At 44.5% G+C, this 18,491-nt stretch carries 16 protein-coding genes; 3 read left to right on the top strand and 13 right to left on the bottom strand.

Translation table 11 applies throughout. The features are described 5' to 3' along the window. Positions 1-2 precede the first annotated feature (2 nt). The 10 genes from mltG to yceD form a co-directional block, all read right to left on the bottom strand. Positions 3-1,019, bottom strand: a complete 1,017-nt coding sequence (gene mltG / locus L4C38_RS02245) for an endolytic transglycosylase MltG (protein ID WP_428795888.1) — start codon at positions 1,017-1,019, stop codon at positions 3-5. After that, entirely contained in the window at positions 1,016-1,819 is an 804-nt protein-coding gene (pabC, locus tag L4C38_RS02240) for an aminodeoxychorismate lyase (protein WP_428795887.1), read from the bottom strand. The genes mltG and pabC overlap by 4 nt, the downstream gene beginning before the upstream one ends. A 77-nt stretch (positions 1,820-1,896) precedes the next feature. Continuing rightward, the gene (fabF, locus tag L4C38_RS02235) at positions 1,897-3,138 is read right to left on the bottom strand and encodes a beta-ketoacyl-ACP synthase II (RefSeq protein ID WP_428795886.1); all 1,242 of its coding nucleotides are present in this window, start codon (positions 3,136-3,138) and stop codon (positions 1,897-1,899) included. Positions 3,139-3,230: 92 nt separating this feature from the next. Then, positions 3,231-3,464, bottom strand: a complete 234-nt coding sequence (gene acpP / locus L4C38_RS02230; RefSeq protein ID WP_225473360.1) for an acyl carrier protein — start codon at positions 3,462-3,464, stop codon at positions 3,231-3,233. 235 nt (positions 3,465-3,699) lie between these two features. Beyond that, a complete protein-coding gene (gene fabG, locus L4C38_RS02225; protein WP_428796017.1) occupies positions 3,700-4,434 on the bottom strand; it encodes a 3-oxoacyl-ACP reductase FabG in 735 nt (244 codons plus the stop codon). A 35-nt stretch (positions 4,435-4,469) separates the two neighbouring features. Beyond that, on the bottom strand, positions 4,470-5,393 hold the full coding sequence (fabD, locus tag L4C38_RS02220; RefSeq protein ID WP_428795885.1) for an ACP S-malonyltransferase: 924 nt from the start codon (positions 5,391-5,393) through the stop codon (positions 4,470-4,472). 70 nt (positions 5,394-5,463) lie between these two features. Next, positions 5,464-6,417, bottom strand: coding sequence for a beta-ketoacyl-ACP synthase III (locus tag L4C38_RS02215; RefSeq protein WP_428795884.1), 954 nt, complete (start codon positions 6,415-6,417; stop codon positions 5,464-5,466). Positions 6,418-6,422: 5 nt separating this feature from the next. Beyond that, positions 6,423-7,448: a phosphate acyltransferase PlsX gene (plsX, locus tag L4C38_RS02210; RefSeq protein WP_428795883.1), complete on the bottom strand. Its 1,026-nt coding sequence runs from the start codon at positions 7,446-7,448 to the stop codon at positions 6,423-6,425. 9 nt (positions 7,449-7,457) lie between these two features. Then, positions 7,458-7,628, bottom strand: a complete 171-nt coding sequence (rpmF, locus tag L4C38_RS02205; protein ID WP_004414666.1) for a 50S ribosomal protein L32 — start codon at positions 7,626-7,628, stop codon at positions 7,458-7,460. Between the two features lie 31 nt (positions 7,629-7,659). Then, positions 7,660-8,187, bottom strand: coding sequence for a 23S rRNA accumulation protein YceD (yceD, locus tag L4C38_RS02200; protein WP_428795882.1), 528 nt, complete (start codon positions 8,185-8,187; stop codon positions 7,660-7,662). 148 nt (positions 8,188-8,335) lie between these two features. Between yceD and L4C38_RS02195 the strand changes: the two genes are divergently transcribed. Beyond that, complete coding sequence (locus L4C38_RS02195; RefSeq protein WP_428795881.1) at positions 8,336-8,917, top strand: Maf family protein; 582 nt, start codon at positions 8,336-8,338, stop codon at positions 8,915-8,917. Positions 8,918-8,979: 62 nt separating this feature from the next. Here L4C38_RS02195 and rluC read toward each other — a convergent pair whose 3' ends face one another. Beyond that, positions 8,980-9,921: a 23S rRNA pseudouridine(955/2504/2580) synthase RluC gene (gene rluC / locus L4C38_RS02190; protein ID WP_428795880.1), complete on the bottom strand. Its 942-nt coding sequence runs from the start codon at positions 9,919-9,921 to the stop codon at positions 8,980-8,982. Between the two features lie 551 nt (positions 9,922-10,472). Between rluC and rne the strand changes: the two genes are divergently transcribed. Together rne and L4C38_RS02180 are read left to right on the top strand one after the other, a co-directional pair. Continuing rightward, positions 10,473-13,544, top strand: a complete 3,072-nt coding sequence (gene rne / locus L4C38_RS02185) for a ribonuclease E (RefSeq protein WP_428795879.1) — start codon at positions 10,473-10,475, stop codon at positions 13,542-13,544. A gap of 280 nt (positions 13,545-13,824) precedes the next feature. Further along, on the top strand, positions 13,825-15,384 hold the full coding sequence (locus L4C38_RS02180) for a SulP family inorganic anion transporter (protein WP_428795878.1): 1,560 nt from the start codon (positions 13,825-13,827) through the stop codon (positions 15,382-15,384). Positions 15,385-15,597: 213 nt separating this feature from the next. Here L4C38_RS02180 and L4C38_RS02175 read toward each other — a convergent pair whose 3' ends face one another. Both L4C38_RS02175 and rnd read right to left on the bottom strand, forming a co-directional pair. Beyond that, positions 15,598-17,037, bottom strand: coding sequence for a DEAD/DEAH box helicase (locus L4C38_RS02175; RefSeq protein ID WP_428795877.1), 1,440 nt, complete (start codon positions 17,035-17,037; stop codon positions 15,598-15,600). Positions 17,038-17,330: 293 nt separating this feature from the next. Continuing rightward, entirely contained in the window at positions 17,331-18,449 is a 1,119-nt protein-coding gene (rnd, locus tag L4C38_RS02170; RefSeq protein WP_428795876.1) for a ribonuclease D, read from the bottom strand. Positions 18,450-18,491 lie beyond the last annotated feature (42 nt).

Genomic DNA, 18,491 nt, shown 5'->3' with positions numbered 1-18,491 from the left:
AGTTATTTGTTACTTCTTAATTGTCTTAAGTAAGCGCGAACTGCTCGGTTGTGTTCAGCTAGTGATTTAGAAAACACATGCCCACCCTTGCCACTCGCAACAAAATAGTAGTAATTGCTGTCTTCTGGATTTAGCGCAGCCTTTATTGAGGCTTCACCCGCCATCGCAATTGGTGTAGGTGGCAAACCAAAGATCACATAAGTATTATATGGGGTTGGAGTACGTAAATCTTTCTTACGAATGTTGCCATCGTAATCGTCGCCCATCCCATAAATCACTGTCGGGTCTGTTTGCAAACGCATACGCTTATTCAATCGGTTAACAAAAACCGAAGCCACTCGCTCGCGCTCCGATTCAACCGCCGTTTCTTTCTCGATAATTGATGCAAGAATTAACGCATCATAAGGTGTTTTTAGTGGCAGCTTATCTTGGCGATTTTTCCATGCGCTATCCAGTACCGATTGAAGTTTATCGGAAGAGCGTTTTAGGATATCTAGATCCGATGTACCAAAGGTGTAATGAAAAGTTTCTGCTAAGAATAATCCTTCGAGCTTATCGTTCGTAAGTCCCAGTTCTTGAGCGATTTGTGCCTCGCTCATATCCTTGATCTTGTGCTCTAGATAAGGAGCCGATTCGAAGATTATGCGCCATTCACTGAAGCGTGAACCTTCGACAAACGTCAAAGAAAACTGGTGCTCTTTACCGGTTTTAAATAATTCTAACGCCTGAGTTAGATTCATTTCCGGCACGATTAAGTAAGTTCCCGCTTTAAGCTGAGTTAACTCTGGGTGAAAGTGACGAACTGCTCTTATTATATCACTTGATGTGATCAGGTCTTGCTCAGTCAATTGTGACAGAACGCGCTGGAAGCTACTGCCTGGTTTGACCGTAAAAATCTGCTGTTCGGAAAGCTGCAAAGGTTGTTGCACAAACTGCTCAACCTGCTTCGTAACGTAGAAAAATATACCAACGGCGAATGCCACAGCCAGTACAAGCAAAAAGGTGATTTTCTTAATCACGGGGATAACGTCTCCTGAATACTTCTTGTCATCGTTCCAATGGAAAAACTCTGACTTTCAATTGCCTTAATTGGGGCGATACCTAATAAAGAATTTGTTATGAATACTTCATTGGCTCTTAATAAATCCGCGAGTTCAAATTGCCCCAACTGAACCGGGATATTCTGCAACTTGGCGTGCTCTAATACGCGTCGTCTCGCAACACCGGCAACACCCGACACATCCAAGTCCGGCGTGTAAAGGATTTCGCCTTGACGCCAAAAAAGATTTGCCATACTGGTTTCAATTACATTGCCGGAAATATTCAGCACCACAGCATCTGCAAGAGCACGCTCATCGAGCTCAGTCTTAACCAGCACTTGCTCTAAGCGGTTATTGTGCTTGTGACCCGCAAGCAAAGGGTTAATGCCTAGTCGAGTGCGACAAACGCCTAGCTCAATACCCTGTTCTTGCCATTGAAGATAATGAGCAGGGTACGCAAAGTCGTTAATAGTAACATTAGGGGCACTCACTTGAGTAGCGCTATAGCCTCTGCCCCCTTCTCCCCGACTGATATGTAGTTTCAACCCTGCGAGCGATTCGTTATTGGCAGCCAAATTTAACCAAGTTTCAACTTGATTCCAATCCGGTTGTGGGATGGCAAGTGCGTCTAAGCACGCTTGCATACGCTGAAGGTGATACGACCAATACATCAGCTTTCCTTGCTTGGTCAGCATCGTCGTAAAACAGCCATCACCGTACTGAAAAGATCGATCCAATAGTGAAATTGAATCGGCGGTTTGTCCGTTGAGCCAATACACAATATATCCCTAAATAAAAACGGCCTAATGCTAAATGCATCAAGCCGTTTTATCACAATTTAGTGTCGGTTACTCGGTTAAATCTTTTTAAACACTAGCGAGCCGTTTGTACCACCGAAACCAAAAGAGTTACAGATAGCGTATTCCATATCTACTTTCTTAGCAGTATGTGGAACAAGGTCGATATCTAATCCTTCTTCTGGGTTATCTAAGTTGATCGTTGGAGGAACGATTTGCTCAACCAGAGATAATACCGTGATAATTGCTTCAACTGATCCTGCGGCACCTAGCAGGTGACCCGTCATTGATTTAGTTGAAGAAACTTTAACTTGCTTAGCGCCTTCTTCACCAAGAGCTCGTTTAACACCTTTGATTTCCGCTACATCACCAGCTGGGGTCGATGTACCGTGAGCATTTACGTAACCGACTTGAGTACCAACGATACCCGCGTCACGCATTGCTGCTTCCATAGCTAGTGCACCACCAGAACCATCTTCACTTGGAGAGGTCATGTGGTAAGCGTCACCAGACATACCAAAGCCAACTAGCTCTGCGTAAATCTTAGCACCGCGAGCTTTCGCGTGTTCGTACTCTTCGAGTACCACCATGCCAGCACCGTCACCTAGTACGAAACCATCACGATCTTTATCCCACGGGCGAGACGCTTTTTGCGGCTCATCATTGCGAGTTGATAGTGCTTTAGCAGCACCAAAACCCGCCATGCCTAGTGGTGTTGAAGCTTTTTCAGAGCCACCTGCGACCATTGCATCTGCATCACCGTAAGCGATCATACGCCCTGCGTGACCGATGTTGTGCAAACCTGTCGTACACGCTGTAGAGATAGCGATGTTCGGACCACGGAGACCTCGCATGATAGAGAGGTTACCTGCAACCATATTTACAATGGTTGACGGCACGAAGAATGGGCTAACTTTACGAGGACCTTTATCAACAAGTGCTGTGTGACCTGTTTCAATTAAAGCAAGACCGCCGATACCAGAACCAATAGCAACGCCAACGCGCGGTGCATTTTCTTCGTTTATTTGTAAGCCTGAGTCGTCTAATGCTTGAATACCAGCAGCGATACCGTATTGGATGAATAGATCCATTTTACGAGCATCTTTCTTAGACATGTACTCTTCGCAGTTGAAATCTTTGACCAGACCTGCAAAGCGTGTAGAGAAATTAGTAGCATCAAAGTGATCGATATTAACGATACCACTTTGACCTTCTAGCAGGGCCTTCCATGATGATTCTACAGTGTTGCCTACCGGTGACAACATACCCATGCCAGTGACAACAACACGACGCTTGGACACGATTTTATTCTCCGGAAATGAAATAATTCTATGAGAGATATAGAAGAGTTATAAAAAACTCAGGCGACCGGAAGGTCGCCTGGGGGGAGATATTACTGAGCGCTGTTCACGTAGTCGATTGCAGCTTGAACAGTAGTGATCTTCTCTGCTTCTTCATCTGGAATCTCAGTGTCGAATTCTTCTTCTAGAGCCATTACTAGTTCAACAGTGTCTAGAGAATCAGCACCTAGATCATCAACAAATGAAGCTTCGTTCTTAACTTCTGCTTCATCTACACCTAGCTGTTCAATAATGATTTTCTTTACGCGTTCTTCGATGTTGCTCATTTTTTCTTTTCCTTTACAGATTTCGCTCAATGCGATAGTTCCGTAGTTTATTAGAACTATTGAAAGTTGCAAGAGGGACCTTGCTGGTCAAACCACAATTTTAGCGATTTTAACCGAAATTCAATACATGTTTGACTTAAATCATGCACAAATCTTGTGCAAACTAACAGTAAGTTTTACAGATTAATGGCGAGAAGCCTACAAGTTTACCGCCGTTTATGTACAAACTCAGCTATTAGACCATATACATACCGCCGTTAACATGCAAAGTTTCGCCTGTGATGTACGCCGCTTCTGGCGATGCCAAAAATGCAACAGCTGCCGCAATTTCACGCGGATCACCTAAGCGACCAGCAGGCACGTTAGCTAAAGTTGCAGCACGTTGCTCATCATTCAGCGCCTTAGTCATATCTGTTTCGATAAAACCAGGGGCTACTGTATTAACTGTCACACCACGTGAAGCAACTTCACGAGCCATCGATTTGGTAAAACCAATCACGCCCGCTTTTGCTGCTGCGTAGTTAGTCTGACCAGCGTTACCCATAGTACCCACAACTGAACCGACATTGATGATACGACCTGCACGCTTTTTCATCATGCCACGCAACACTGCTTTTGACATACGGAAGATAGGTGTTAGGTTAGTATCAATGATGTCATTCCACTCATCATCTTTCATGCGCATCAGCAAGTTATCACGAGTAATACCAGCGTTATTAACTAGGATGTCAATTACACCAAACTCATCATTGATGGTTTTAAGTGTTGCAGCAATAGACTCAACGTCAGTCACGTTAAGTGCTAAACCTTTACCATTGGCACCAAGGTATTCGCTAATAGCTGCTGCGCCACTTTCAGAAGTCGCGGTACCGATAACGGTTGCACCACGTTCAACAAGTAGCTCAGCGATTGCACGACCAATACCACGACTCGCACCTGTAACTAGGGCAATCTTGCCTTCTAGATTCATCATTATTTACGTCCTTTTGCTTTATTACTAGCAGGTTACTTCGCGGCTTCTAGTGAAGCTACATCATTTACCGCTGCTGCATCTAAAGATTTAACGATACGTTTAGTTAACCCAGTCAGTACTTTACCTGGTCCAGCTTCGAATAGTTTTTCAACACCTTGCTCACTCATTAACTGTACGATCTCAGTCCAGCGAACTGGGCTGTATAGTTGACGTACCAGTGCAAGTTTAATCTTAGCAGGATCAGTTTCAGCAATAACATCAACATTGTTGATCACTGGTAACTGAGGAGTGTTGAATTCGATATCTTCTAGTGCGATAGCCAATTTGTCTGCTGCAGGCTTCATTAGTGCACAGTGAGAAGGTACTGATACTGGTAGAGGAAGAGCACGTTTTGCACCTGCTTCTTTACATAGCACTCCAGCACGCTCAACCGCATCTTTGCTACCGGCAATGACTACTTGACCAGGAGAATTAAAGTTTACTGGCGAAACTACATCACCTTGCGCCGCGTCTTCACACGCTTTAGCAATCGCTTCATCATCTAAGCCAATGATTGCGTACATTGCACCGGTACCTGCAGGTACTGCTTCTTGCATTAGCTGACCACGTAATTCAACTAATTTGATTGCTTGCTTAAAGTCAACAACGCCAGCACAAACTAGTGCCGAGTATTCACCTAAACTGTGACCCGCTAGGTTAGCAGGCTGTTCAAGACCGAGTTCTTGCCACACACGCCAAATAGCGACAGACGTTGCAAGTAACGCAGGTTGCGTACGGAAAGTTTGGTTTAAATCTTCTGCTGGGCCATTTTGAACTAGTGCCCAGAGGTCGTAACCTAGAGCATCAGATGCTTCTGCAAAAGTTTGTTTAACTACGTCATATTGCTCGCCGAGTTCTGCAATCATACCAACGACTTGCGAACCTTGACCTGGAAACACGATAGCAAACTTGCTCATGTTCTTTTCCTTAAAACAAAGTAAGAAAGAAAAGATGCACTAACGTGCATCTTAAATTGAATTCTATTGTTTAGAACTTCACCAGGGCTGAGCCCCAAGTGAAACCGCCACCAAAGGCCTCTAGTAGAAGAGTCTGACCGCGCTTAATTCGACCATCACGTACTGCTTCATCAAGGGCTGTTGGTACCGTTGCCGCCGACGTATTACCGTGACGATCTAGAGTAACAACCACTTGATCAAGTGACATAGACAGCTTCTTAGCTGTCGCCGATATAATGCGGTAGTTAGCTTGATGTGGTACTAGCCAATCCAGCTCAGATTTGTGCATGTTATTGGCTTCTAGCGTATCTTTTACCAGTCTCGATAACTGTGTTACCGCCACTTTAAAGACTTCGTTACCCGCCATATGCAACCATTTATCGACATCTGCCCCATTGCGGTCTGCGACTGGTAGGCTCAATAAATCACCGAAAGCGCCATCAGCGTTAATATGGGTAGAAATAATGCCCGGCTCTTCGCTTGCACCAACCACGACAGCACCCGCACCATCACCAAACAAGATGACAGTCGAACGGTCTGTTGGATCACATGTTTTCGACAAAGCATCAGCACCAATAACCAATACGTTTTTACACATACCCGTTTTAATATGCTGGTCGGCAACAGAAAGCGCATAAACGAAACCAGAACATGCAGCCGCTAAATCAAACGCTGGACAGCCTTTGATCTCTAGCTTTGCTTGTACCTGACACGCTGACGAAGGAAATGTATGACTACCACTTGTCGTAGCCAAAATAATCAAATCGATATCGTTTTTATCAATACCGGCCATTTCAATCGCATTGACAGCTGCGAGATAGCCCATGTCGGCAACAGTTTCGTTTTCAGCAGCGATGCGGCGCTCTTTAATACCAGTACGCGCAACAATCCACTCATCAGATGTTTCTACCATTTTCTCTAAGTCTGCGTTAGTACGCACTTGAGATGGCAAGTAGCTGCCAGTACCTAAAATTTTGCTAAACATGAAGACTAATAATGCCTCTCGAGTAAAACCGCTTCCAAACGATCGCTTATACGGCTGGGTACTTGTCGTTTGACCTCGTGTAGGGCTTCGCCAATGGCATTAACGACCGCCTCTACATCTGCACTTCCGTGGCTTTTGATTACAATGCCGCGCAATCCTAGCAAACTTGCACCGTTATACTGGTCGGGGTTCAATGTTTTTAGTTCATTAATTAACCCAGAAAACAGTTTTCTTGCTATCCAACCCTTTATTGATGAGGTCATCATGTAAGTTTTCAACTTATCTATAAAAAGCTGGGCTGTGCCTTCGCTGGTTTTTAAGCAGATATTACCGACAAAACCATCACAGACCACAACATCAGCATAGTCATGAAAAAGCTGGTTACCTTCAATATAACCAATAAAGTTCACCGACTCAGTGTTTGATAACATTTCTGCACAGCGTTTGACAAGATCATTGCCTTTAATTTCTTCTGCGCCGATATTTAAAATTGCAACACGTGGTGGGCGATTTAGATATTGTTCAGCCAAAGCACTGCCCATGACGGCAAATTGAAATAACGAATCAGCGTCACTAGACACATTCGCGCCTAAATCCAACATCCAAGTACGATTACCCGATACAGTCGGTAGTGCAGAAATCAATGCAGGACGTTCAATGCCAGGCAGTAATTTAAGACGGAACCGAGATAGTGCCATCAATGCGCCTGTATTACCTGCGCTGACGCATGCATCTGCTTGCCCTACGGAAACGAGATCGATCGCTCGCCCCATTGAACTGTTTTGTCCATTACGAAGTGCTAGAGAAGGTTTTTCTGAGTTTGAGATCACTCGGTCACAGTGTTTAATGCTCAGCCGAGCATCTGCCTGATAACCAAGAGAGGATAATTGAGTTGTGATCGAAGTCCGATCACCTATTAAGATTACTTTGAGCTCTGGGAAATGCGACAGTGCCTGCACGGCGGCAGGCACTGTTACGCGAGGACCGAAATCCCCGCCCATTGCATCAAGTGCAACGGTAATATTTTGCAAAGGTCAACCTTACTTGTTGATAACCTTTTTGCCGCGGTAGTAACCTTCGGCAGTCACATTGTGACGTAGGTGAGTTTCACCTGAAGTTGCGTCTACAGAAAGTGCAGCTGTAGTAAGCGCATCGTGTGAACGACGCATGCCACGCATTGAACGTGATTTCTTGCTCTTTTGTACGGCCATTGACCCTACTCCTATGTAAATTCTTAAAGAATTACTTCTTTAAGTTCTTTAAAACATCAAATGGATTCGGCTTTTTCTCTTCCTCAATTTCTTCAGGAATTTCACCAAACACCATATTATTTGAGTTAACGCTACAGTCAGCGTCGTCGTGCATTGCTATTTGTGGCAATCCAAGGATGAACTCGTCTTCAACTAGTTTAATAAGGTCTAACTCACCGTACTCGTTCAGATCTACCAAATCGTACTCTTCCGGGGCTTCTTCTTCACTTTTCTCGCTGTAAACAGGAGTACAAGTAAATTGGATATCACACTTACGTGCAAAAACCTCATTACAACGTTGACACTCAAAATCAACTTCGACGTTAGCTTTACCAGAGATAACGACGAGTCGCTGTTCATCAAGCCCAAATGACAATGAGACTTGCGCGTCACGCTTTACGCCTTCAGTTGCTTCGCTTAAACGCTTTAAAAGACTAGATTGGATGATACCATCTACATCAAGTCGTTTTTGAGCGGATCGCGCTGGATCAACCGTTCGCGGTATTTTTACCTTTTGCATAGGGCGCAAATTCTATCTTCCAAATTGTTTAGAGTCAAAGAAAAAGGGTAAAAAGTTATACTTTTTTTCCTTTCCACCAAGAGCACTAGGATATGCGTCATAATATCTATTATGCTGCTCACTAAGCCCATTTTGATTGTAAATAAAAATGCCAAATTACCAACTAGTTTTAGCCTCAACCTCACCTTTTAGGCAACAACTGCTCAATAAACTAGCAATTCCATTTCAAACCACCAACCCTGATTTTGATGAGACGCCACTCAAAGGTGAAGCACCAAGTGCTTTAGTTAAACGCTTAGCCAAAGGCAAAGCTGAATCATGCCAAGTCACTCAACCAAGCTTAATCATAGGCAGCGACCAAGTCTGCGTAATCAATGGTGAAATCATTGGCAAACCGCACACACGTCAAAAGGCAGTTGAACAACTAAGCCGACAAAGCGGAAAAAGTATTACATTTTATACTGGTCTTGCGCTTCACAATACAGTCAGTGGCGAAACTGACTGTAAAGTTGATACATTTATTGTCCACTTTCGTCAGCTGACTCAACAACAGATCGAAGCCTATGTTGACAAAGAGCAGCCATTTTATTGTGCTGGTAGTTTCAAAAGCGAAGGGCTTGGTATTGCACTATTTGAACACTTAGAAGGCAAAGACCCAAATACTCTTGTTGGTCTACCACTGATTGATCTTGTCGATATGCTAAGCGCACAAGGTGTTAGTGTTTTATGATTTAACGACAAAACAAAGCGCACCCCATAGGATGCGCTTTGTTGTTTGGTACATTCTAGTGATTATTTTCTCAAACCAGCCAAAACTCTTTCTAGCTTGGCATCGAGAGGGGCATTAATTTCCACCCACTCTTCTGTACCAGGGTGAGTAAATTTGATGTTTGCCGCATGTAAGAACAAGCGGTTAAGCCCGACTTTTGCAGTATAGGCGTCAAAACGACGATCTCCATAACGGTCATCCCATGCGATTGGGTGCCCCGTATATTGCGCATGAACACGAATTTGGTGCGTACGCCCTGTGATTGGGCTTGCTTGTACCAAGGTAGCTTCAGCAAACTTTTCGATCACTTTGAATCGAGTTTCTGATAATTTGCCATTGGGATTAACACGCACGATGCTATTCACTTCATTTTTTAATAAAGGCGCGTTTACCACTTTGCAGCTTGGCTTCCACTCCCCCATCACTAAAGCGAAATAGTACTTTTGTACTGTTTTTTCGCGGAACTGAGCTTGAAGATGACGCAATGCCGAGCGCTTTTTCGCAACCAGCAGAATTCCTGATGTATCACGATCGATTCGATGTACGAGCTCTAAGAAGCGCGCTTGAGGTCGTAGTGCGCGAAGTGCTTCAATCGCCCCGAACTTAAGCCCACTGCCGCCATGAACCGCAGTACCTGATGGCTTATTTAGGATTAACATGTGGTCATCTTCAAAGATAATCATGTTTTCTAGTTCAGCGACCTTGTTTAGCTTTGTACTTGGCGCAACTTCTTCCGCTTTCTCTTCTATAGTGACAGGAGGTATGCGTACTACGTCATCCGCTTGCAGTTTATATTCTGCTTTGACACGTTTTTTGTTCACTCGCACCTCTCCTTTACGAAGAATGCGATAAACCATGCTTTTCGGGATACTTTTCAGATGGTTGCGTAGAAAGTTATCTATACGCTGGCCAGCCATATCTGAATCTATGTCAACAAACTGGACTTGGGTTCTAATTTCACTCATGAGGATATTCTAACATTCAAAACTGCGCAATTTCACATTTTCTTCGCAACAAGTGCTCAGTTTACTTGTTTTCAGTCGTGCTACGAGCAATTTTTCCAAAACTCATTTATAAAACTGGCATTATCTAGTTCAAACTCACAGAAAAACAAAAACTTAAGTAAAATAAAATCAGATTATTTGCCGTTTTATTATAAAGCAGATTGCTGTGTTTCATGGGTACTGCTATAGTTCACTCCTGCAATGATTGATTTGGTTGACTTTTGTGCTAACTAAATCGTCGGAGCAAAAAAAGAGTAGATTGCCGATTAATAGAAAGTGCAGCATACGGCGTAAGACCTTTCGAATATTAGCTACTTGTTGCTCTACTCGTCACCTTTCACGTTGAGTAAATTCCGCCGATATCGCGGCTCACAGACCAAAGTCTGTGAGAACTGGAGTGCCCCAGAGCATCCCTCCAGCCGGGAGGCTGCACTGTACAAACCATGGGATCAGGCACCGTGAAAGAAGAAAATAAGCAGCAAGCACACAAAGAATGACAACGAGATTATTAAATGAAAAGAATGCTAATCAACGCAACTCAAAAAGAGGAGTTGCGCGTTGCTTTAGTGGACGGTCAGCGCTTATTCGATTTAGATATTGAAAGCCCTGGTCACGAATCTAAGAAAGCAAACATATACAAAGGACGTATCACTCGAATCGAACCTAGTCTTGAAGCAGCCTTCGTTGATTACGGAGCAGAAAGACACGGTTTCCTTCCTCTAAAAGAAATTGCTCGCGAATATTTCCCTGAAGGTTATACATATCAAGGTCGTCCAAGCATCAAAGAAGTGCTAACGGAAGGTCAAGAAGTAATCGTACAGGTAGAGAAAGAAGAACGTGGCAGCAAAGGCGCTGCACTTACTACGTTCATCTCTCTTGCGGGTAGTTACTTGGTACTTATGCCTAATAACCCTCGTGCCGGCGGTATTTCTCGTCGTATCGAAGGTGATGAACGTACACAGCTAAAATCAGCGCTAAGCACTCTTGAACTACCGCAAGGTATGGGTCTTATCGTTCGTACTGCTGGCGTAGGTAAGAGTGCGGAAGAACTCGAGTGGGACTTAAATGTACTCTTAAATCACTGGGGAGCAATCAAACAAGCGTCTGATACAAACCCAGCACCATTCCTAATTCACCAAGAAAGTAACGTCATCGTTCGTGCGATTCGCGATTATTTGCGCCGTGACATTGGCGAAATCCTGATCGATAGCAACACTATGTATGAGCGTGCGCTCGATCATATTCGCCTCGTCCGCCCAGATTTCGTTAGCCGTGTTAAGAAATACGACGGCGAAGTGCCTCTATTTAGTCATTACCAAATAGAAAGCCAAATTGAATCTGCATTCCAACGTGAAGTTCGCCTGCCTTCTGGTGGTTCGATTGTTATCGATCCTACGGAAGCGCTAACTTCAATCGATATCAACTCTGCTCGCGCTACTAAAGGCGGCGATATCGAAGAAACAGCACTCAACACCAACCTCGAAGCCGCCGATGAAATTGCTCGTCAGCTACGCTTGCGTGACCTTGGTGGTCTAGTGGTTATCGACTTTATCGATATGACGCCAGTTCGTCATCAACGTGAAGTTGAAAATCGCCTGCGTGATGCTGTACGTATGGATCGTGCTCGCGTTCAATTCGGTCGCATTTCTCGCTTCGGTTTACTAGAGATGTCGCGTCAACGTCTAAGCCCATCACTAGCGGAAGCAAGCCACCATATTTGTCCACGCTGTACAGGTACTGGCGTCATTCGTGACAACGAATCTTTAGCACTTTCTGTTCTTCGTCTGATCGAAGAAGAAGCACTAAAAGACAATACAGCACAAGTGCTGGCAGTCGTACCTGTGCCAATCGCATCTTACCTACTGAACGAAAAACGTCCTTCAGTAAATCACATTGAACGTAATCAAGAAGTTAAGATTACAGTGGTTCCTAATTCCGATATGGAAACCCCACACTTCGAAGTGATTCGCGTACGTGAAGGCGAAGAGTTTGACTTACTTTCATACCTAGTCCCTAAAAAACTAGAGTCAATGAAAGAAGCCGAAGGTAGAGAAGTACCGGATGCCGAATACAAAGCTAAGAAGATTGAAGAGCCCGCTCTTAAAGGCTTTGCAGCTCCTGCTCATTCAGCACCTGCGCCTACCCCAGCTCCAGCTCCTGTAGAGAAGGCACCTGCGGCGAAAGCAGCGGTTACTGCCAAACAGCCTACAGAAGCGCAACCTGGTTTAATCAGTCGTTTATTCAAAGCTCTAAGTGGCTTCCTATTTAGCTCTGACAAACAAGAAGAGCCAAAGAAAGAAGAAACCATAGAGCAAGAAAGACCTAATCGAAACAATCGTAACCGCCGTAATAATCGCAACGATCGTAACGATCAACGTCGTCGTAATAACAACCGTGACAATAATCGCGACAATAACCGTGATAATACACGTGACGAAAAATACGATAACAAACGCAAACCAGTAGTACGTGACGAAGCGAATACTGAACAGAAACCTGCAGAACGCAAGCAACAAACTCGCAAGCCGAAACAAGAGCGTCGTAACAAGCGTGACGAAGCTAAACCAAGTAAGGTAGCGGAAGAAGGCTTGAAACTTGCTGCAGAAGCTCATGACGAACAAACCGATACTCGCGCAGAAGGAAAAACTGTAAAAGTAAAAGAGCGTCGTCAACGCCGTAAGCTTACCAAGCAAGTACGCGTTAAAGACCAACAAGCAAAAGCAGAAAATGTTGAAGAAACTTTAGTTGAACAACCTATTGCTGCTGCAGTGGAAGTAAAAGCAATTGTTGAATCTCCTGTAACGGTAGAACCAGTAATTGAAGCTATTGACACTGACAATGAAAATGCACAAGAAGAAGGTAAGCAACGTCGCAATCGTCGCTCACCTCGTCATCTACGTGCTAGTGGTCAGCGTCGCCGTCGCGGTCGTGATCGTCGCCCTAACCCATTCCGCCTACGTAAGGGTGGTGTAGCCTCTCCTGAGATGGCAATGGGTAAAGTGATGCCTCGTTACGACTTGCCACAACCTGGTCCTCAATACAAACCAGCAGTAGAGCAAAAACCGGAAGCGCAAGCTGAAACGACAGAAGCTGTATTAGGTGGTTACGCGAGTCCAGAAATGGCGATGGGTAAAGTGATCGTGCATCACGAAGAAGCCGTTGTTGTTGAGCCAGTAATTACTGAGACCGTGGTTGAAACAGTGGTTGCAGAAACTGTTGTCGAGGCTCCAGTTACTCAAGAAGCAACACCGGTTACGCCAGTAGTCGAAGCTGATGAAGCACCGGTAGCGGTTGTCGAGCCAGTAATCGAGATCATCGCAGAAGAAGCTGTAGTTGAAGAGACGGTTAAACCTGTTGCAACTGAAACTAAAGTTGAAGCTAAGCAACCGGTGAACACTACAGTTAAAACTGTGAAAGCTCATGCAAGTGCACCAATGGCGAAAGCGCCAGGTACTCAAGAGCTGAAAGAAATCACGATCAATGCTGCTCCGATGCGCACTGAGAGTTACCAAGCGAAAGGTGCTGGTAGCCAAGTAGCAACAAGTCGAGCAAGCGCTGGAATGACGAAACCTTCGGGCTTCTAATCTCCTGATCAAAGAATCAAAGGCTGCTAGTAATAGCAGCCTTTTCTTTTGTCTGCGCTGTCCTAAAGTAAGCTGGTATGAACGTCAGTTATGTATTTCCTATTTATATCGGTTAACATCTGCTTCATTCTTGAACTTAATCACAGTTTTCGGTAGCATGCGCCGACCCGAGCTGAATTATTGATTTTGTCACTTTGCTCTTTTATATTTCATTTTGCTCCAGTGACCATTCAAAATTAAATTCAGAGTAGTTTTAAACACTTAGACTAACTGAGCAATTATGTTTGAATTCCCACAATTTTCGAAACACTCCGTAAAAAACGATGTGTTATCAGGATTAACCGTCGCTCTCGCGTTGGTTCCTGAAGCCGTTGCCTTTGCATTCGTTGCGGGCGTTGACCCAATGGTCGGTCTTTATGCCGCATTCATCGTGGGTCTGATCACTTCTATCTTTGGTGGGCGTCCTGGAATGATCTCTGGCGCAACAGGCGCTATGGCGGTTGTCATGGTGAGCCTTGTTGCAACACACGGCGTACAATACTTATTTGCTGCTATCCTACTTGCCGGTATTCTACAAATCACAGCAGGTCTATTTAAGTTGGGCAAATTCATTCGTATGGTGCCGCACCCAGTAATGATTGGTTTTGTAAATGGCTTAGCCATTGTCATCTTCCTAGCTCAGCTTGGTCAGTTTAAAGGACCCGATCTTAGTGGCGGTCTAACTTGGTTGCCGAGTGGGCAGCTGTTCCTAATGCTTGGTTTGGTTGCACTAACGATGGCAATCATTCACTTCTTACCTAAATTTACCACTGCGGTACCATCGTCTCTAGTTGCTATCGTGACAGTCACCGCTCTTGTGGTTGGTTTGGATTTAGAAACACGCACTGTTGTGGACTTCCTGCGTACAATGTCGGGTGACGAAGGCGCAACACTAGCTGGCACATTACCTACGTTTTCTATTCCAGCCGTTCCATTTACACTTGAAACACTGCAAATCATTTTGCCTTACGCCATTATTCTTGCGGCAATTGGTCTAATTGAATCATTGCTAACACTGACTGTATTGGACGAAATGACCAACACCCGCGGTCAATCTAACCGTGAGTGTGTCGGTCAAGGTATCGCTAACGTAACGTGCTCAGTATTTGGTGCGATGGGTGGTTGTGCGATGATTGGACAATCGATGATCAACATCAACTCTGGTGGTCGCGGTCGACTTTCAGGCATAGCTGCTGCTGTCATGCTATTGGTCTTTATTCTATTCGCTTCTTCACTGATAGAGATGATCCCGCTTGCGGCATTAGTCGGCGTTATGTTTATGGTTGTAATTGGTACGTTTGAATGGGCAACCTTTAAACTCGCTCGTCGTGTACCAAAACAAGATTTCTTTGTTATCGTACTAGTAACTGTCGTAACAGTGCTAACTGATCTTGCGGTTGCGGTTGCGGTGGGTGTGATTACCTCGGCGCTTATGTTCGCTTGGGAGCACGCTAAACACATTTATGCATCAAGCAAAACCAATGATGAAGGTTCGAAGGTATACCACATTCACGGTCCTATTTTCTTCGGTAGCGCAGCTAACTTCCTAGAGTTATTCAACCCGAAAAATGACCCAAATGATGTTATCGTCGATTTTGCTAATTCACGAGTGACTGACCACTCTGCAATTGAAGCCATAGAGACTTTAGCAGAGCGCTACACTGCTGTAGGCAAAACTCTGCACCTACGTCACTTAAGCCAAGATTGCCGAGCACTGCTTCATAAAGCTGGCAGCTTAGTTGAGATCAACGTAAAAGAAGATCCTAGCTACAAAGTGGCAACCGATGTGTTAGCTGGCTAACCGCTAGCATACTGCTACTAAAAAGGCTTCCAAATGGAAGCCTTTTTTAATGTCGATCCCCGAGTGACTTCAAGATGCAGGAACTAAGCTTCTTGAGGTTACTTGGGAATTCACTCAAGTATGAGCTTTGTGGTTATGCTTAGTGATACACCGATTCCAAACAAAAAAACCACTGAATGTTCACTGGTTTTTTTATCATCAATACAAGGCTAATTAACCTCGGTTTGCGCTCACTGGGCGAGGTTTGCGGCTTTGTTGTGGCTTACCCGTCGCATTGGATTTGTTATTTGTGCGGTCACGATTAGCATTTGGCTTACTCTGCGCATTACCCTTTGGCTTCTCGCCTTGGTTCTTTTTATTATCATCACTCTTCGGACCAAAGTGACGCTTGTTCTTTCCTGCTGGCTTATGACCGCGTGCATTATCACCAGAACGTTGACCATCAGCATGGTTAGTTCTCGGTTTCTTCGGCTTTTTAGCTTTGATCGGGCGCATATCTAACGACGATTCAGCCAGTTGATTGACTGGTTTGAACCCTTCTAGCTCCAAACGCGGTAACACACTTTTGATTAGGCGTTCAATACCGAACAGATCGATTGCTTCATCTGCACACACAAGAGAAATGGCCTTACCGACCTCACCAGCACGACCTGTACGGCCAATACGGTGAACATAATCTTCTGATACATTTGGCAATTCAAAGTTCACTACTTGTGGTAATTGAGGTATATCAATACCACGTGCGGCAATATCCGTAGCAACTAGAACTCGAACCTCACCGGATTTAAAATCAGCAAGCGCTCTGGTACGTGCGCCTTGACTCTTATTACCATGAATTGGCGCTGCAGTGATGCCTTCATTATTAAGATGCAAAGATAAGCGGTTTGCACCGTGTTTGGTCCGACAAAATATCAACACTTGTCGCCAATCACCGTCTTTGATCAGTTTGACCAACATCGGAGCTTTTTTCTTCTGATCTGCTGGATAGATAAACTGCTCGATAGTTGGAGCGGTCGAGTTCGCAGTGCTAACTGAAATCTCAACTGGGTTATTAACCAATCCTTTCGCTAAATCGCGAATCTCGTGAGAGAACGTCGCTGAAAAGAGCAAATTCTGACGATTTTTCGGCAACAAGTCCAAAATCTTACGAATGTCACGAATGAAGCCCATATCTAGCATGCGATCTGCTTCATCCAACACCAATACTTCAAGTTGCGAAAACTTGACTGCATTTTGGTTGTAAAGATCCATTAAACGCCCTGGTGTCGCTACCAGTACGTCAACGCCTCTACTCAACTTGACCATTTGAGGGTTGATTTTCACACCACCAAATACCACAGCGGAACTTAGATTCAAGTAACGACTGTAGTTGTGTACGTTTTCATGTACCTGAGCAGCTAATTCACGAGTTGGCGTTAGAATCAAAGCACGAACATGGTTGTTCTTGACTGGAGAGCCTTTACTTAAACGTTCTAGGATAGGTAAAGTAAAGCCTGCTGTTTTACCTGTGCCTGTCTGGGCTGCTGCCATGACGTCCTTCCCTTCAAGTATCGCAGGGATAGCCTTTGCTTGGATTGGCGAAGGTGTATCATACCCTTGTTCTTGAACAGCCTTGAGGATAGGAGCAGAAAGAGCGAGCGAGGTAAAACCCATATATTTGATTCTCAATAAGTAGTGGTTCATGCCGAGCAATTCACGCAAGTTTCGCTCGGGTAGAAAAGTGCGACATTCTGAGGCTTTTGCCTATCTGTAGCAACAAATCAATGACAGTAAGGTGCGAAAAGTTTTCGCTACCAAAGTTTGTTCAAACAACAAAACAGCTAACTCACTATTTCATCACCCTTTTTTCGAATTTTGGCTATTCGAACTCAATCATTGGGTGCAAGTATCGTTAAGTCATTTGAGGCGAAAAATAAAGGCTGGGTCATTTTCCCAGCCTTTATTGTTTATTTAATTAGCTTATCAAGCTTTTCACCAAGTAACTCAAGGCGCCAACCTTGCATTACATCTGGTCGTTTTTCTTGGTCACGCTGACGCTTCCATACCCAACTAATAATGCTATTTAGTTGTTTCTTAGAAGCCAAAAACTCGCTGGCTAAACCACTGCTCTCTGATGCTTTCTTGACTTCATCTTTAAGCACTTTAAACAGTTGCTTGTAGCCTGGTTTATCCATCAAACGTTCAATAGTTTCAGGGTACTGGTCAGCAGGTGTTGCTTTAGCCGCCTTCACCAGCGAAATAATACGAGTACTATGACGCTGAGCAGAACGAGGGTCGACTCCCTCTTGTTCCATTTGATGGCGGTTCTGAATGCCTAAGCGAGCAACCGTCAACAAATCATTTTCTTTGAAAACGAAATTTAACGCTAAGTCACGACGCATCGCTTCTTTATAACGCCAAGTTGCTAACGGCTTCAATATTGCGAGCTCTTTCGGTCTTAATTGCCAAGCGCCTTTAATATCAAGATAGGCGTTGTCAGCATCGACCGTTTTAATACGTTTTGAGGCAATCAAAGTGCACTCTTGTTGAGCCGCTTGCCACCAACCCGCTTGCTCTACTTGATCAAGCAGCTTCTCATACAAAGGTTTTAGGTAGTAAACATCCGCTGCAGCATAATCAAGCTGTTTCTGTGTTAGCGGACGCGCCATCCAATCGGTTCGTGATTCGCTCTTATCCAGCGCAACACCTAAGTTTGCTTCAACTAAAGCAGCAAAGCCTGTCGATAAACCATTGCCTAAGAATGCCGCCATGATTTGCGTATCTACCATCGGTGTTGGTAAGCAGCCAAAGCTATTAAAGAACACTTCTAAATCTTCACCGCAAGCATGCAGTACTTTCATCACTGAAGTATCTTTTAGCAATTCGACAAATGCCGTCATATCATCGATCTCAAGGGGATCAATCAAAGACAAAGTTTCACCGTCATACAACTGAATTAGACCCAGTTGTGGGTAATAAGTGCGCGTGCGAACAAACTCAGTATCGAGCATCACTGCACCGACGTTTCGAGCTTTGTGACAAATAGTGGCTAGCTCAGCGCTTTGGGTAATAATTTGATAGTTCACTTATATCTCGCATTAAAAATGCCGGCATGGCGAGCCGGCATT

Source organism: Vibrio kasasachensis (assembly GCF_050337565.1).
GTDB classification, from domain to species: Bacteria; Pseudomonadota; Gammaproteobacteria; order Enterobacterales; family Vibrionaceae; genus Vibrio; species Vibrio kasasachensis.
This window is presented reverse-complemented; position numbering and strand designations above follow the sequence as displayed.